The following is a 17,028-nucleotide window of genomic DNA, read 5'->3' as shown; positions in this document are numbered from 1 at the left end:
TGAGGAATAATCATGTCTAATGACTTACAAGAAAGTCAAGGAAATGGTAGTCATCAACAAGACGCTATGCAGTTACTTCAATTATTGTTTCCCGATCAGAGTTGGTTATCGACGCTTGATGGGATGATTATTCGCTCTAATTCTCGTGTTAAAGGAATGCTAGCTGGCAAGCGGAGATCGAGTCAACTAGGTAGTTCTCTTGAATTTGCAGATTACCGTCCTTATGTTAGTGGCGATGATGTGCGGAGAATTGATTGGAATTTATACGGTCGAACGTCCAAAGCTTATATTCGTCAATATTGGGATGAACAGGAACGTTCGTTCAATCTATATGTAGATAGCTCGAAATCAATGAGTAGTTTTGGTCGTGGAGATAGCAATAAGTGGCTATTCTCTTTACGACTTGCTGCTAGTGTTGGATATTTGTCATTAATATGTGAAGATCGAGTGCAAATTAATTTATTCAATGAACTAGAAATGATTGATCCGCTTCCTTCGTTGTATGGCAAGCATGCCAAGTTCACATTATTCAAACATCTCGGTCAACTCATACACCATTATCGTAATGAAGATGGTCAATCGATTGCTGATATTATAGGAAGAAATGGTGAAGGGTTACGAGTAGATATGAATTCAGCTGCTTCTGACCCTGATATGCAAGCGGATTGGAGCGATATGATGCGTGCTTTTCAAACAGGCGTGTCATTACCGAGACGAGCAGGCGTTACTTGGCTGTTTAGTGACGGATTGTATGATGAAGGACTTGAAAGCTTGCTCAGTCAATTACAAGCAAGAGGTCAAGAGGTTGTTTTTGTTCATATTTTACATGCAGAAGAATGGACTCCACATTTAGAAGGTGAATTGAAGCTCATCGATATTGAAACGAACCGCAAGACAGAAGTTGCAATTACACCAGCGATTTTAAGTAAATATGAGCAAGGTGTGGCACAATTCCAACTAACATTGAAGCAACTATGCGAATCTCGCGGCATTGCCTATTATGGCATGAATAGTAGTCTTCCATTTATGGAGCAATTTATCGGACTATTGAGTAGTGGAGAAACGATCAGCTACAAATAAATTGCTTGGTTAATTCAGCTCAACGAAGCCTATTTTTGAAGAAGAGTCAAATGGAGAAACTTTCCATCCGTTTCCAACGTCTATGGATATGATTATTATTGAATAATTAATGGACGAAGAGGAGACATGAGCGATGGAAAATAGATGGGTAACGACGCTGCTTGCTGGCGTAATCGTAATGGTGGTAGCCGGCTGTATGGGGCCAACAAACTCAGCCGAACAAACGCTACAACATAGGCCTGTAACTAATGTTGGGAATGAGGATACAGTCAATGAAGTGATTGACGCGGAGGGCGTTGATAACAATAGGGAGGATGCTGAGGTTAAGGAAGAAAAACCTTCGCTTGAGTCCGGTGCTCCTGCATCTGAAGCTCCGAAGTTATCGATTGTGGTCGGTAACGCCGTCAAGTTGGAAACTTTATTGGAGCACGTACCAGTGACGTCCGATGGAACGGAATACACCATCGAGCCATATGGCGTGACCTTCGCGTTGACAACTGCAATGGGGGAACCTGTTGTTGAAGAAGAGAGAATCGTTTTCTCGCAAGATTTGTCGGTAGATTTGTCAATAGTGGCAACGATATCGTATGGAGTGATGGCCAATACGACTTTGAATGAAGCAGTAGCTAAGGAGCAACAAGAGCACGATGGTGTTTTCAACGGTGAGTTTATCGAGACTATATCGAAAGGCGGACTGAATGGGAATCACAATCAATATAAAGATGATTCTGTCTTTTCGGGCGTTTTTTTCTACGAGTTTGATAAACATATTTTCCGAATCGAGTATCATTGTCCGATCGACGGCGTGGACGCAATGGTGCGAATTGTAAATGAAACTGTGGATTCAGTGAGGATGATGTAAATTGACTAAGTATCGTCGGCACTTGGGGGTATATGGAATCTGTTGTCATGATAATCAATTACTAGTTGTCCATAAAACAAGAGGACCATATAGGAATAGGTTTGATTTACCTGGTGGTACTATAGAACCTGACGAATCAATTATTCAAGCCATTTATCGTGAATTTCAAGAGGAAACTGGATTAATCATTAATGTAGACCACAATATCGGTACTTCAGAATTCATTGTTAGATATAACATAAGCGAAAGTACCCATGTTCAACATATAGCGATATTCCTTAAAGTGAGTATTGAGTCGTCCATTGAAAATTCAGTAATATCTGATGATACTTCCGGATCAGAGTGGATTAATCTAGAAGATATTACAAAAGAAAACTCTTCACCATTAGTTGTAGCAGCTAAAGAGTACATTGTAACTAATAAATTTGAAATGATAAGCTTGATCTTTGATGATTGGATCGTGAATGAGAACAAGAATCAGGCGCATATTAATCAACTCAGATAGTGGTATAAAGAAAATTCTCTTGAAAATTAAGGAACGAATTCCCAAAATGAAGGTAGTGAGATGGGATGGATGTGGTGGGAAAAGAACATGAAAGATTCACCACTTTAAGACGTTATTTTCAGATTTACTTATGTGCTTTCATGCTAATTGTGGGGAGTGTAACTGTTTGGCAATTAAGTAAAGACGATAGTTCAGCAGCTGTTAATTACTCTCAAATAATTGCTGACAACGGGGTTATTCTACATGTGTTGCAGACGGAACCGAATAGCATTTCGCTTACTAGTATAAATGACAACGTCGTGCGATCAGGAATAAACGGAATTAATGGTGGATTCTTTTGGGACAATAACTTGCTAAGCATCGCGGTTATGGATGGTGTGCCGACAAACGGAAATGTTAATGATTATGGCTCAGGTTGGTTTAACGCCAAGTATGCACGAGGGACTATCGTGTACGATCGAGTTTTAAAGGTTGTTAATGTGCAACGAGCTGCAAGTGTCGACGATTTGCAAATGACAGATGGTACGATGTTCTGGGCTCAGGGCGGAGTCAGTATGAATTTAAGAGATGATAGTAATTGGTATAATGTAGCGGTTAAAGAAGAAGCGTTACCCTACCCAGACGAAAATCGGCTTCGCAGTGGAATGGCCTATGATAGTTCTGGGGAGATCTACCTGATCGTAACTTCTAACAAATGTACGGCTGAACAATTTCGTACTGCAATTAAGGAGCAAATTGCGGTAGGGAAATTGGATGAGGCTATATTTCTAGATGGGGACGGTTCCTCACAACTACTCGCTGGTGATGTCCAACTGAAGGGTGATGGTCGAACGATAGTGCAGATGATCGTGATAGACGAGGCAAGTCGCTAGAAATGTTTATCGTCGCGTCTTATGTATGTAGAGAAGATCAAACGCGGAACTAGTTAATAAATAATCAAAGAAGACATTCCCATTATATATCACAGTAGGAGGTGGTTCTGTTTGCAATGGCTTTCGGCATCATCAGCTTGGTTTGGCATTTCTTTACTCGTTATTGTTGCGATGTACATCTTGAAAAAGAGTTATCAGCCGCGGATGATATCGAGTCATATCTTATGGCGCCGAGCACTACAGGAACAAGAAGCGAACAAACCTTGGCAAAAGTTGAAGAAACGCCTGTTATTATGGCTGCAATTATTGATAGCTTTATGTATCGTAATTGCGCTTATGGAACCGGTTATCGAGAAGCTTATCGCGAAAGATGAACATGTCATTATTGTACTTGATCGTTCGGCAAGTATGGTAGCGACGACTTCAGCGAGCGGTGAGAGCTATTTCCAATTAGCTAAGGATCGAATGATAGATTGGTTGAAAGCGGAGCTAGCTGGCAGTCCAATTACACTTATTGTAAATGGCGAATATCCACAAATTATTACAAGTAGAGAAAAGCAGGTTGATAAAGTTGTTAATGCCATTAATGAATTACAACCGTACTATGGTGTATCTGATGATGAAACAACATTATCGTTAGCGAGAGCTTTAGTTACAGAGGACGAACAACAAATCATTAGTCTGTATGTGGATCAAAGCTTTAAGGCGACCACAATCCAGAAGGATGCGGGTCAAGCGAGTTCAAGTAGAGAGTACTGGAACATTATTGGTAATGACGAAGTGCAACGTAATGTGAATATTCGAAGCTTTACAGTTAATGCTGATGACAAGGATGAAGCAGAAGGGTTTGTGACGATTGCTCATCCACTTCATTTTGGGCAGTCGCTCGATTTAATGATTACGGCATACGATCATAACAATAAAGTTATCTCATCTGTAACGAAACAACAAGTAGCGAGTTCCTTACAATATACGACGATTGTAATGGATAAACTCCCGCTAGGTACTTATTATAAAGCGGAATTAAAACTAACAGCTGGAGATCATAATGCGAGTGATAATCTGATGTTTCAAGTGCTAGCACAACCATCTGAATACGATGTACTCCTTATAGCTGATGGGAATCTATTTCTTGAAAAGGCGCTACAGCTTATGAATGCTGACATTACTAAGCTTGCACCAAACAGTGCGCCTCCTGTAGATTCGAAGTCTAATCCTTATCAATTAATCATTGTAGATGGCAGCTACGATCAATTAGTAGCTGATCCCGCTTGGCGTGACTATATGGACAAGCTACCGTTGTGGATTATCGATCATCCGAAGAAAGCGGACATAAGCTCATCAGTACCCGCTTCGCAAGAGGTTATTGTGACCGATCATGAAATTACACAATATATTACTTTCCAAGATACGTATATTTCGCAAATGAGGAAATTAACGAATGCAGAGCTGAATTTCGGAACTGTCGTTGTGAAATATGGTGGCTTACCTGCTATTATAGCTGGCTATGACATGCAAAAACCTAGAATCCGGTTTACATTTTCATTGCAGGATACGGATCTCCCATTACGTGCAGAATTTCCTATTCTGATGATGCAATCTCTGCAATATATGGTTAAAGGAACGGCTGACCAATTGGGTAATTATATAGTTGGCAGTGAACCAGCTATTACACTATCAACGAATACTGCAAGTAGCTATTGGCAAGCAATGAGTGATAATGGCACCCGGGAGAAAAGTAATACGACTAGCTATGATCAAACTTTATTAGTGCCATCTATTCCAGGGGTGTATCAGTTAGTCGAGCTAGATCGTAACAATGAGCGTGTACAAGTGAGAACGGCTGTTGTTCATGCGGAGCTTTCTGAGTACTCTTATTCTATGAATAAGCAGCTTTCGGAGCTATCACAAGAGCAGTTGCAATTAAGCGATGTGGGTGAAGCGAAAGGATTACAGACGATCATTCCTTGGCTTGCTATGCTTCTATTAGGTTGTCTTGTGCTGGAATGGGAGGTGTACCGTCGTGGGCTTTAATGTAGAACAGCCGTGGTGGTTAGTATTACTGTTGCTTATTCCATTGTATATATGGTTCATGATTAGATTCACAACTCGATTAGTAGGAGCTCGTAAAATTACTGCGATTGCAGTGCGCTCATTAATATTATTACTGATTGTTTGTTTGATTGCAGAAATTATGCCTTACCGTAGTAGTGATCGTAAAAATATTGTGTTTGCAGTTGACCGCTCTGCTTCAATTAGTAATAACGATATCGCACGGAGCGTTGTTAATGATGCCATTGCTGCAGGGGATGATAAGAGTTATCAAGCTATTCTTTCCTTTGCTAATGGCATTGCCATCGATCGAACGTTAACGCCATTACAATCGTTAACTCAATTTCGGACGACGGTAGCCGAAGATGGCACGCAAATATCTAATGCATTGCGTCAAGCAAGTGGAATGTTAAGCCAGCAAGGTGGCGGTCGCATCGTTCTAATAAGTGATGGGAATGAAACGAACGGCAATATGCTGCGGGAAGCACAGTTATTGCAATCATTGAATATTGCAGTTGATGTCGTTGCGCTAGCATCACAGCAAGAGCAAGATGTTGCCATATCTGCCTTCAAAGTACCCGGTCAGCTTAAAGCTGGAGAGAAGTATCAACTATCGATCTCCCTTGACAGTACGTCAGCTACGAATGCGGTATTGTACATTTATGAAGATGACGAATTGATGAATCAATATGATGTGTCACTACTACAAGGTGAGAATACGTTTTTGCTGGATCAGCTTGCGACAGAAGCGGGGTTACATCAATATCGTGCAGTAGTACAAACATCGAATGATCATGAACCGATTAATAATACGGCATATGGTCTAAGTAGAGTAGATGGCCCTGCTGGCGTACTCATTGTCGAAGGAAAACAAGGCAGCTCTATTAATATTGAAAATGCTTTATCCGCTTCGTATATTGGTTATCGAACGATTATTGTCGATGAGTTAAGCTATGAGCTAGCGGAATACGTACAATATGACAGCATTATTTTCAATAATGTAAATGCGGTTGATTTACCGCAAACTAAAATGGAATATATCGAAACAGCTGTAAGAAACTATGGTGTTGGCTTTATGATGCTTGGTGGTAGTAACAGCTACGGGTTAGGTGGATACTTTGATACGCCCATTGAGCGGATTTTACCAGTCGATATGGAGCTAACCGGTAAGCGACAACTACCGAAGTTAGGTCTTATTCTAGTAATCGACCATTCAGGGAGTATGAGTGGCGATAAGCTTGAATTAGCGAAAGAAGCAGCAATTCGTACGGTTGAGCTGCTGCGTCCTGAGGATACGGTAGGTGTTATTGCCTTTGATGATATGCCAACTTGGGTTGTATCTCCAACGAAAGTAAGCGAGAAGGAAGATATTATTTCGTCGATAAGTTCGATTAACGCTGCAGGTGGTACAAGTATTTATCCTGCACTTCAGTCAGCGTATCAAGAAATGCTGACGCTTAATAGTGAACGTAAACATATTATTCTACTTACTGATGGACAGTCGGGAACGAACGATAACTATAAGCAATTAACAGACGATATGCTTAGCAATATGATGACATTATCTACCGTCGCAGTTGGTAGTGATTCAGCTACGCAACTATTAGAAAGCTTGGCGACTAATGCGGGTGGTCGTTATTATTATACGGAGGATCAATCTACGCTCCCTGCTATTTTCAGTAGAGAGACAGCGTTAATGACACGTTCTTATATTGTAGACAAAACATTTGAACCGATTATTGGTCACGCTGGGTCGTGGAGTCAACTATGGCGTAATGGTGTTCCAGAAGTAGATGCATACGTAGCAACAAGTGCGAAAGATTTGGCTGAAGTATCTTTATATACTCATATGGAAGATCCACTGCTAGCAAGATGGAATGTCGGTGCAGGAAAAACGGTTGCGCTGACGACTGATGTCAATGGAGAATGGGCTAGCTCATGGATTAATTGGAGTGAGTTTCCCAATGTATTTGTTGAATGGGTGAAATGGACCTATCCGCAATTCGTGTCTGCGCCTTATACGATTGATGGTAGTAACAGTGATTCATTACTTGTTACTGGTCATGATGGCTTGTCTCGCGGTGATCTAGGCATAGTTGTACGCGATGGAGAAAGTGAACAGGTGTATCCACTTATTCCTGTAAGCAATGGTCAGTATGAGGTCGATTCCGGCGTATTAGCAAGTGGTGTTTACTTCACGCAAATTGGTGAATTAACCTCAGTTGATGGCAGCAATACGATTCAAAATGGTGTGACGACTGGCTTTGTCGTTCCTTACTCAGCAGAATACCAATTGAATATGGATTCAACGATTGGAGTAGAGTCTTTGACAGCATTAGCAGAACTTACAGGAGGACGTGTTCTATCTCCGGAGGATGCTGCTGATGTATTCCAATTTGAACCGACACAAGTGAAGCAGATTATCGATTGGAATAAAATGCTTCTGATGATCATTCTCTTATTATGGCTAGTTGATATTGGTTACCGTCGCTTATCATTGCCTTGGAAGCTTTGGTTCAATCGTGGATTAGCTATTGTTCAAATACAACGCAAGACACAATCGGTGCTGCAAGCGACGAAAAGTGAGACGATGTCTCGTCTATCGGAACGAAAAAGTTCCAAAGAGCAATGGTATGCGAGTATGAAGGAGACAAGTCAAGGGCAGCAGTCAACTTGGGATGATGAGCCGAAGACTAATAAGCAGCAGGCTACAGATTCTAGTGCTGCGAAACGCGATTCCGTTCATACGACTTCGAATGTTGAGCACAATGCTACTAAGGTGTCGACTGCTAAATTAACGAGGGAAAATAGCGAAGATATTAAGGTCAATAAGCGGCCGGATCTATCTACATCGCCAATTTCCAATAATGCTACCAATAGCAATCAAGTTGATCAAAGCAAGGTAGAACAAAGCAAAATTGTAGATCAAGCGACCAAGGAGCAGTCAAGAACAGATCATATGAATCGACTATTAGCTGCGAAAAATCGCAAGAAGTAATGGATTGATGAGATGATCAAGTATATACCGTTCACAAAAGATTGGACATCGACGCTTACGTTATGTAAAATTTGATCATAAGCTAATATTGTATTGAGAGGATGAACTTAAAAGTATGTTGAATGAAATTACAGCAGATGAATTACAAGCGAAACTTGAAGCGGGAGAATTGATTAACCTTATAGATGTTAGAGAACCAGATGAATGGGAAGCAGGACATATCGAGCAAGCTCGTCTTATTCCATTATCCGAATTCAATGCGCGTGCCGATGAGGTTCATACAGTTGAAGGTGAAGTCATCTTTATCTGTCGTAGCGGAGCTCGTAGTGGACGTGTATGTGAATTTATGCGTTTGCAAGGTTTTGATGTGACAAATGTAAGTGATGGCAATCTTGGCTGGCATGGTCCAGTCGTTCTAGGGCAATAATCAATAGTATGAGTAAACCGTTCAAATGTGGTGATAAGACTACATTTGAACGGTTTTTTTATATTGTTTACTTGAAGGGGATAATACCACGTTGTAGTCCTTGACTTGATTTGCTTTTGATTCTACGGAAACTCGTTAGGAGTAGACAGGATAGCTGTAAATTGAAAGGGAAATGTAACCTACTGATAAAATAAAATACATATAAGCATTTCTCTTTCTTTCTGACTGGAGTTCAGAAAAACCTGTGACTAAGTAGAACAATCCCGTGAAGAAAATCATAAAAGGAATTGTTTCAAATTTAAATGTGGTTTTATTATCATAGTAAAAAATAAGAACGATTAGATTGTATATTACCAAAATAAGAGCAATTGACCTAAATATAAATTTTAATATTCTCAACATGATATTACCTCCTTATTTTCCTATATATACATTATATATTAAGTTTTGGTATATATGTAGAAAAGAATAGTTTATGGCTCGTTGTAGAAACCTAACGAAAGTAACATCATGGTTGTATCCCCATAGTATTCCATGCCATTTCGTGTTATATTAGCTAACAAAAATAGTATTGATCATCTAATTCGTAATGAAAGTGAGCTGTGAACAATGACATTAACATATGAACAATTACAACAAATGCCGAAAGTAGAACTCCATCTTCATCTTGATGGAAGCATATTGCCTGCAACATTAATTGAATTAGCTGCCGAGCAGAATATGTCATTGCCAACGACGGATATATCCGAGCTCCGATCCTATATGACTGTTCCTGAACAATGTGAAGATTTGAATCAATATTTAAGCACTTTTGATTTTGTGTTACCATTCACTCAATCTGCCGAAGCACTCGAACGAATCGCGTATGAAATTCTCCAGCAATGTGCAGAGCAAAATGTTCGATATGTTGAAGTGCGCTTTGCACCGCAATTACATGTTAACAAAGGGTTAACGGTAGCTGATACATATCGACATGTCATCGCTGGGCTACAACGTGGTGAACAACAGTTTGGCGTTGTCGCACGCTGTATTGGTATTTGCTTGCGAGGTCATAGTGCCGAGCAAAATATGGAGGTAATTGAGGAAGCAGCCACATTTATCGGCAAAGGTCTCGTTGCGGTTGATCTTGCAGGGGCGGAGGCACTTTATCCACCAGCGCTCTATCGTGATATTTTTGCTAGAGCGGTGCAGCTTAACCTCCCTATAACGATTCATGCGGGAGAAGCTGGAGGCGCTCAAAATATTGATGTATCTGTTCATGAGTTGGGTGCATCGCGTATTGGACATGGCGTTCGCTTACAAGAAGACTCGCATATATTTAATGACATTAACAATCTACATATACCACTTGAATTTTGTCCGATAAGTAATTTACAGACGAAAGCCATTGAGAGTTGGGAGCAATATCCGCTAGTACAATACTTGGATGCAGGCATCATAGTTACGGTCAATACGGATAATCTTACGGTCTCGAATACGAATCTGACTAAAGAATTGTGGACGCTTCAGCAGAAATTATCACTATCATTAGAACAACTACTGCAGCTTCAATATAATGCTGTACATGCTGTGTTTTTAGAAAAATCGGTGAAAGATACATTTATCGAGAAAATGGATGCGGAGCTTAGCGCTTGGAAAACGAAGATAGAGAGCTGATTATTCACTGATCGAAGTTGTAATAGCATATGCGATCCACCATTACGATCATAGACATCCAATTTTAAGCTATAATGTTAGATCACAGAAGTGTCATCGTAAAATAACAATTGTTGTACAACAAGAGAAGGAGGGACAGCAATGAAAAGTATTCGTAAATATCGTCTGAATGATGTCGATCATATTAAATCTAGTGAAGATCGTGAAGAGTACGAAAAAGATTATGCAAGATTAATTCAATCTCCAGCTTTTCGTCGCTTACAAGGGAAATCGCAAGTTTTTGGCGCTGGTTCGGGTGATTATTATCGTACTCGTTTAACCCATTCTATCGAAGTATCGCAAATTGCGCGTGAAGTTTCGCGGAAATTGGGTAAATTATATCCGTTCCTCAATCAAGATATTCATCCAGGATTAAAGCTCGTTCCAGAGGTAGTAGAAATAGCATCACTTGCTCATGATCTTGGTCATCCTCCGTTCGGACATAAAGGTGAGGAAGTGTTGAATGAGCTTTTACAAGCAAAGTATGGGACACAATATGAAGGTAATGCTCAGAACTTTCGCATTCTAATGTTTCTGGAGAAACGAGCAGGTAGCGATAAAGGACTTGATCTAACGGCTGCGGCACTACTCGCTATTAATAAATATCCTTATCTGATTGGCGAGAACGGTAAGCAAAAAGGAGTATACAAAGCGGAGTGGGCAGGTATTTCTTACTTACGAGACTTATGGAAAATTCCTGAAGGATGCCGTACTCTTGAAGCGCAATTGATGGATCTATGTGATGATATCGCCTATTCGACGCATGATATTGAGGATGGTATCCGAGCAGGGAAAATTCAATTAACTGAAGACTTTTTGTTAGATGCAAGATTAATTGATAATGTTGTACTAGAAATTGTAAATGATCCTGCGAGTATGTCGGCATTCCATTGGGCTAATATCGATATTCGTCAAATGGTTAGCGATGTTCTGGATGAATACTACTTGCAGTGGAAACGAATTTATGACAAGTATGGTCGAGAAGTTTCTCGTTCCCGCCGTGAGATGAAGGCACAATGGGTGAATCACTTTGCTTCGCTCGTAGGCATAATTGATGATCCGCATACGATTGGTTGGAAGAAAGTAACGTTTGTTAAGGATGGCGTCGAGGATGTCTATACACTCCGGACGATGGAAATATTGAAGAAGCTAGCATGGGTAACGATGATCAAAGATTTTCGTGTACAGCGCCTCCAAAAGCGTAGTGAAAATATGCTGCATAAGCTTTGGGAAAGCTTAGAGGATGAAGCTGCTGGAAGACTTATTCTTCCGCCAGATTGGATAGAATCTTATGATCGTCAAGAACAAGAATGGCCGTGGGAAAAATTAATTACCGACTATATTGCAGGAATGACTGATCATTACGCCGAGAAAGTATATACCGAATTATTTGCGAGTCGTAGTGGTTCCATCTATGAGCGGGACTAACTATAAGCATGAATAACGCACCAATGAAGCATGAATAGCAGCTTTCGATCATACTGTATAAGACAACCATCATTTAAGAGGAAGTTCCAAAATCAAACTTTCGAATGAAGGTCTTACTACTTGCCGATCGGAGGCGCATTTATGGAGCAGAAGCTTGACCATGAATTTTTAGAGGAAATCGTATTATCGGTTCAGGGGATGAGTTGCTCCGCTTGTGCAACTCGAATAGAGCGTAAATTGATACGTATGCCAGGTGTTGCAGAAGTTGCCGTTAGTTATCCACTTAGGACCGCATGGATTCAATCTTCTAGTAGAGAAATCGATGCCAAGCAGGTGATGCAATTAATAGAGCAGCTTGGTTTTATAGCACATATTCATCTATCAACGATTGAAGATATGAAACAAGAGAAACGTTTGCTACAGCGAAGATTATTGTGGGCAGGCGTTTTTACTATGCCGTTAATATGTTCGATGATTCAACATTTTGCTCCGTTGCATAGTTTGATAAATGTGCTGCCACACTGGCTTTTCGCCCCGTGGCTACAGCTAATTTTGGCAACGATCGTACAGTTTATTATTGGTGTTCCTTTTTATATTAGTGCTTATCATGCAATCAGAGAAAAGCTTGCGAATATGGATGTACTTGTTGTCATTGGCACGACATCGGCATATTTGTATAGTCATTACGAGGTATTGCGTAATGGGCTTGATGGGATCTGGCAATATGCAAGCTATGAAACGGCAGCGCTCTATTTTGAAAGTTCCGCCGTCGTCATTACCGCCGTTTTATTAGGGAAATATATTGAATTGAACGCTTCACTTAAGCTACAGCAGGAGCATGATGCATTTGCTAAGCTAGAGGTTAATGAGTCATTAGTAGAACGAGACGGTCAGCTACAATCTATTCGTACTGAATTTGTTAAAGTCGATGATCTAGTTCATGTGCATGAGCAGCAATATATACCTGTCGATGGTATTGTACAACGTGGTGAGGCTTATGTCGAAGAAGCTTTGCTTACAGGTGAACAAGGGCTAATTAGTAAAGGCGTCGGCGACCGCTTATGGGCAGGGACATTCCAAGCGCAGGGCAATCTCGTTTTGCTAACTACAGCAACAGGGCATCAGACGATGCTGAATCGAATCCGGGAACTGGTAAGGCAAGGGCAACGTTCAAAGACAAGCATACAACGTCAAGTTGATAAAGTGATACGTTGGTTTGTTCCGGCGATTCTTGTACTAGCTGTAAGCACATTGCTTTGCTGGGTCATTTGGGGAGAAGCGGGTACATTAAGTGAAGGTGTATTCAGTGCGCTCGCTGTACTATTGGTAGCATGTCCTTGTGCACTAGGATTAGCTGCACCGATCTCACTGTCGATTACGAGTAGTAGACTTGTAAAGCATGGATTAATCGTGAAAGATGCTAGCGTGTTAGAGCGTCTTGCAGAGGTCGATGCTGTTATATTTGACAAGACAGGCACGCTAACGGAAGGAAAGCTAAGTATTAGTTATATGAAAAGCTTTAATATGTCACGGAGTCAGCTGTTAACTTACGTAGGTGCATTAGAGAAGAAGGAGGAACATCCTATTGCCCACGCTATTCAAATGGAATTGCGGTCACAAGCTGTTCGAGACAATTGGGAAACTGAATTTGCAATAGATGTTGAACGAGTAATATCTTACCCAGGGAGAGGTGTGACGGGCTATATTGCTAACAAGCAATTCATCGTTGGCAATGAGCGCTTACTAGAGCAGCACCATATTAAGTTATCAGCCCATATTGTTGAGATAGCTACAGAACGATTGATGCACGGTGAAACACTCATATATTGTATCCAAAATGAGCGCTGTGTCGGCTTGATTGGTCTATCGGATGGCCTGAAGCGGACCGCTAAGAAAAGTATTTTACTTCTGCAGAAGCTAGGTGTTCATACCATTATGGCGACTGGCGATCATCCTGCGCCAGCATATCGGATTGCAAGAGAAGTAGGCATCACTGATGTGAATGCGAAGCTGTTACCAGAACAAAAGCTAGAGCTGCTACAAAAGCTACAAGCCAATGGTTCGACTATCGCAATGGTTGGTGACGGATGGAATGATGCTCCTGCGCTAGCAAGTGCGCATATTGGGATCGCGATGAGCAATAGTACGGAAGCAGCCCTGCATGCAGGGCATATGACATTATTATATTCACAGCTAACGAGCATTCCGATCTCGATCGAGATGAGCCGGATGACAGTCCGTAATATTAAGCAAAATCTTGGATTTGCATTAATTTATAATAGCATTATGCTTCCCTTTGCAGCACTAGGATTTCTTCAGCCGTGGATGGCAGGTATTGCGATGGCACTAAGTTCAGTTTGCGTTGTGTTCAACGCACTGTCATTGCATGTTCGTCTGAATCATGCCGAGAGAGCGGGGGAATCTGTATGCTGACGATGAGTAGCATGATCTTAGTCGTGATGACTGGTCTACTAAGTGCTGCACATTGTATCGGTATGTGCGGGGGGATCGTTACAGCAGTTACGCTGCAATCGCCACTTTCAGCGACGAAGACAACACTGCTCTATCATGCTGGTCGGGCATTTTCCTATACGTTGTTCGGGATTATACTTGGTACAGTCGGTTCATTTGTTGAAGTAGCAGGTCAATTAGCAGGAATAAAGGGGATCGCATCAATTGTTGGAGGCTGCTTTCTATTATTATGGGTTTGGCGTAAATTTCAAATTCCCGGAATGAGCAAGTTGTCAGCAAAGCTACATAAAAATTTATTTAATGGTGTTAAATATATGCGGGGTGGGCAGCAGTGGTATGTTCTGGCAACAGGCGTTGCATTCGGTTTCTTACCATGCGGACTTACGTATGCGATGGGCATTGAAGCTGCTGCGACTGGTCACTGGTATACGGGAGGACTTACAATGTTGTTATTTGCTGTAGGGACATTTCCAGCGCTTCTGCTAGCGGCTTCGGTCTCTATCGTTGCAAGTAAGAAATGGCGCAAAGTGATGCGTCAACTAGGAACTTGGACTGCTGTTATTATTGGTATTATCTCTATACTGCGAGGTTTGGCGGCTGGGGGAATTGTGCCATCTATCCATCATTGGTTATGGTAATATATTAATTGTAACCTTAAGTGAAATATTCGATTAAAAGGTTATTATTCCTTTCAAGAACACAAAGAAAATCCTCACATCTTAGCATGTGAGGATTTTCTTTGCTGCTATGCGTTTTTTTTATTTGTAAAAAATGTAATGACAGTAAAAAGGAAGAATGCTAGTAGAAGTAACGAACCTCCGACAATAAAGAAAATCATAACAAAAGTATCATTTAGATTAAATGGATTTAAGTTATACATCCACATCCCGAACGTTAATCCAAATGCACCTGTCAAAGCGAGAATGCTTTGTGCAGTAACCATCCACTTATACTTCACGGTAAACACTTGATAGAAAATACCAAATGCGAACACAGATAGCCAACCAACTAATAAGATATGCGCATGAATAGGGCGCAATGTATAGTCCATTTCACCAGCCATTTGTGATCCGATAAATGTACCGATAACACCAAAGATTGCAGCAAAACGGATTAAGCGAATACTCCATGTTTTTTCCATAGTAAACCTCCTCTATTAATATAAAGTTTACTTAGTATCAAGCTTATACACAAGAACTTTATGGAATTTGACCTCAATCGTCCACAACTATACTCCTTCATTATATGGACAGATAATATTTTCAGTATAGAAAAGCGACCGCAGTTAATTTCAAGAGCCTTAGCCCACTTAACATTACGTTCTTGGTATTGATCCCAAAATTGAACCGTTTGTATTGCATTTGTAATTGCAGGATGAGAGTTATGATAAATGTTTAATTCCTTAATGACTATATAACGAAACCAAGCTGAATAATGTTTCAAATATTTGGAACGATAACCATATAGAGAAGATCTAATATTACCTGTATGTACATAGAGAGCTAAATCTTATTGTTATTAAAGGAGTTCTTCATCTATAGTTTTCATTATCTCGTTGTTTATTATTGTCTCGTTTATGGATTCTATGAAAATACAGTGAGGAGGCGGTAGGGTGGATGTTTTCAGTGATGCAGAGAATCGTGAGCAATACGAGAAATGCTATGATGAGAGTTTGAAGCTTTTTGGAATTCCTGCTAATTCGCTCAATATTGGGACGACTTACGGGCAAACACATGTGTTGCAGTTCGGTGATCCGAAGCTACCACCACTTGTCCTTATTCATGGTTATGCCATGAGCTCAGCGATATGGTACCCGAATGTACCTGCCTTTGCAAAGCAATATGCTGTATATGCGATTGATATCATCGGAGATATTGGTAAAAGCATCGCCAATCAAGTAATCTTGCATACAGAGCAAGTTGTAGCATGGCTGCATGAAGTGCTGGATCATTTACAGCTCGATAAAGTGTACTTGGCAGGGCATTCTATTGGAGGTTATATTGCATTGCGATATGCACTAACTCATCAGTCTCGAATTATTAAATTAGTGCTTTATGCCCCGGCAGCATCTTTTCATCGGCTAAGCTTGAAGTTTTTTTATTATGCATTTCCAGGCTTTCTGTTTCATACTGAAAAATGGATTGATCGAGCCTTTGGTTCACTATCCTCGCACAATAAGCCGCTCAATGAAGTATTTCGTCAGCAAATTATTGCTGGATTTCAACATTCGATGCCGCTGTTTCGTTTGTATCCTGTGAAAATAGACGAGGAGGAATTTGAAAAGTTAAGTCTTCCTGTCCTAATTATGATCGGGGAGACGGAATTACTCTATCCTGCTAATAAAGCGATGGATTATGCACGTAAAGTATTACCTCATGCCCAGTTACTTCTAGTTGCCGGAGCAAACCACTCCTTTATATTTGAGCAACCTAATGTCGTTAATAAAGCAACATTGACCTTTCTAGGCTACTCGTAATACTAATATGAAAAATGCTCTAAGAAGGAGGGAAGAAGGATAACTTCTTATATTTAGGTTAGGATTTATAAGAATTAATTAGGAAATATTGACGGCGGACTAACAGTTGATGTGGATAAGCGATGGCATACGACCTTGTTCAAGGATTTACAACTTAAATT

Annotated in this window: 14 protein-coding genes; 12 read left to right on the top strand and 2 right to left on the bottom strand. The window is 40.6% G+C overall.

Features of this window, described 5'->3' with window-relative positions:
- Positions 1–12 precede the first annotated feature (12 nt).
- From AC1TO5_RS01045 to AC1TO5_RS01015, 7 genes are all read left to right on the top strand, one after another.
- Entirely contained in the window at positions 13–1,080 is a 1,068-nt protein-coding gene (locus AC1TO5_RS01045) for a DUF58 domain-containing protein (protein WP_482060931.1), read from the top strand.
- Positions 1,081–1,213: 133 nt separating this feature from the next.
- Complete coding sequence (locus AC1TO5_RS01040) at positions 1,214–1,942, top strand: hypothetical protein (protein WP_482060930.1); 729 nt, start codon at positions 1,214–1,216, stop codon at positions 1,940–1,942.
- A gap of 1 nt (position 1,943) precedes the next feature.
- A complete protein-coding gene (locus AC1TO5_RS01035; protein WP_482060929.1) occupies positions 1,944–2,447 on the top strand; it encodes an NUDIX hydrolase in 504 nt (167 codons plus the stop codon).
- A gap of 74 nt (positions 2,448–2,521) precedes the next feature.
- Positions 2,522–3,319: a phosphodiester glycosidase family protein gene (locus AC1TO5_RS01030; protein WP_482060928.1), complete on the top strand. Its 798-nt coding sequence runs from the start codon at positions 2,522–2,524 to the stop codon at positions 3,317–3,319.
- Between the two features lie 111 nt (positions 3,320–3,430).
- The gene (locus AC1TO5_RS01025; RefSeq protein ID WP_482060927.1) at positions 3,431–5,353 is read left to right on the top strand and encodes a vWA domain-containing protein; all 1,923 of its coding nucleotides are present in this window, start codon (positions 3,431–3,433) and stop codon (positions 5,351–5,353) included.
- The gene (locus AC1TO5_RS01020) at positions 5,343–8,369 is read left to right on the top strand and encodes a VWA domain-containing protein (protein ID WP_482060926.1); all 3,027 of its coding nucleotides are present in this window, start codon (positions 5,343–5,345) and stop codon (positions 8,367–8,369) included. Before AC1TO5_RS01025 ends, AC1TO5_RS01020 begins: the two co-directional genes overlap by 11 nt.
- A gap of 115 nt (positions 8,370–8,484) precedes the next feature.
- A complete protein-coding gene (locus AC1TO5_RS01015; protein ID WP_482060925.1) occupies positions 8,485–8,796 on the top strand; it encodes a rhodanese-like domain-containing protein in 312 nt (103 codons plus the stop codon).
- 135 nt (positions 8,797–8,931) lie between these two features.
- On the opposite strand, the gene AC1TO5_RS01010 is transcribed toward AC1TO5_RS01015, so the two are convergent.
- The gene (locus AC1TO5_RS01010) at positions 8,932–9,075 is read right to left on the bottom strand and encodes a DUF3953 domain-containing protein (RefSeq protein WP_482061793.1); all 144 of its coding nucleotides are present in this window, start codon (positions 9,073–9,075) and stop codon (positions 8,932–8,934) included.
- A 330-nt stretch (positions 9,076–9,405) separates the two neighbouring features.
- Here AC1TO5_RS01010 and add point away from each other — a divergent pair, with 330 nt between their 5' ends.
- From add to AC1TO5_RS00990, 4 genes are all read left to right on the top strand, one after another.
- Positions 9,406–10,452, top strand: coding sequence for an adenosine deaminase (add, locus tag AC1TO5_RS01005; protein WP_482060924.1), 1,047 nt, complete (start codon positions 9,406–9,408; stop codon positions 10,450–10,452).
- A gap of 141 nt (positions 10,453–10,593) precedes the next feature.
- Positions 10,594–11,919, top strand: coding sequence for a deoxyguanosinetriphosphate triphosphohydrolase family protein (locus tag AC1TO5_RS01000; protein WP_482060923.1), 1,326 nt, complete (start codon positions 10,594–10,596; stop codon positions 11,917–11,919).
- Positions 11,920–12,060: 141 nt separating this feature from the next.
- Positions 12,061–14,352: a heavy metal translocating P-type ATPase gene (locus AC1TO5_RS00995; protein WP_482060922.1), complete on the top strand. Its 2,292-nt coding sequence runs from the start codon at positions 12,061–12,063 to the stop codon at positions 14,350–14,352.
- Positions 14,346–15,029 (top strand): sulfite exporter TauE/SafE family protein, encoded by a 684-nt coding sequence (locus tag AC1TO5_RS00990; RefSeq protein ID WP_482060921.1) that lies wholly within the window; start codon positions 14,346–14,348, stop codon positions 15,027–15,029. The genes AC1TO5_RS00995 and AC1TO5_RS00990 overlap by 7 nt, the downstream gene beginning before the upstream one ends.
- A 107-nt stretch (positions 15,030–15,136) precedes the next feature.
- On the opposite strand, the gene AC1TO5_RS00985 is transcribed toward AC1TO5_RS00990, so the two are convergent.
- Complete coding sequence (locus AC1TO5_RS00985) at positions 15,137–15,532, bottom strand: hypothetical protein (protein ID WP_482060920.1); 396 nt, start codon at positions 15,530–15,532, stop codon at positions 15,137–15,139.
- Positions 15,533–16,003: 471 nt separating this feature from the next.
- Here AC1TO5_RS00985 and AC1TO5_RS00980 point away from each other — a divergent pair, with 471 nt between their 5' ends.
- Positions 16,004–16,867 carry an alpha/beta fold hydrolase gene (locus tag AC1TO5_RS00980; protein WP_482060919.1) on the top strand — a complete coding sequence of 288 codons (864 nt, stop codon included), beginning with the start codon at positions 16,004–16,006 and terminating at the stop codon, positions 16,865–16,867.
- Positions 16,868–17,028: the final 161 nt, after the last annotated feature.

This window comes from Paenibacillus sp. Y930, assembly GCF_056786375.1.
The sequence above is the reverse complement of the archived record's forward strand: the minus strand, read 5'-3'. Positions and strand labels throughout refer to the sequence as shown.

What these genes read in the sequence shown, in the direction of transcription:
- AC1TO5_RS01045 (WP_482060931.1), top strand. Translation starts at nt 13, where the DNA reads ATGTCTAATGACTTACAAGAAAGTCAAGGAAATGGTAGTCATCAACAA.
- AC1TO5_RS01040 (WP_482060930.1), top strand. Translation starts at nt 1,214, where the DNA reads ATGGAAAATAGATGGGTAACGACGCTGCTTGCTGGCGTAATCGTAATG.
- AC1TO5_RS01015 (WP_482060925.1), top strand. Translation starts at nt 8,485, where the DNA reads ATGTTGAATGAAATTACAGCAGATGAATTACAAGCGAAACTTGAAGCG.
- AC1TO5_RS01010 (WP_482061793.1), bottom strand. Translation starts at nt 9,075, where the DNA reads ATGATTTTCTTCACGGGATTGTTCTACTTAGTCACAGGTTTTTCTGAA.
- add (WP_482060924.1), top strand. Translation starts at nt 9,406, where the DNA reads ATGACATTAACATATGAACAATTACAACAAATGCCGAAAGTAGAACTC.
- AC1TO5_RS01000 (WP_482060923.1), top strand. Translation starts at nt 10,594, where the DNA reads ATGAAAAGTATTCGTAAATATCGTCTGAATGATGTCGATCATATTAAA.
- AC1TO5_RS00995 (WP_482060922.1), top strand. Translation starts at nt 12,061, where the DNA reads ATGGAGCAGAAGCTTGACCATGAATTTTTAGAGGAAATCGTATTATCG.
- AC1TO5_RS00990 (WP_482060921.1), top strand. Translation starts at nt 14,346, where the DNA reads ATGCTGACGATGAGTAGCATGATCTTAGTCGTGATGACTGGTCTACTA.
- AC1TO5_RS00985 (WP_482060920.1), bottom strand. Translation starts at nt 15,532, where the DNA reads ATGGAAAAAACATGGAGTATTCGCTTAATCCGTTTTGCTGCAATCTTT.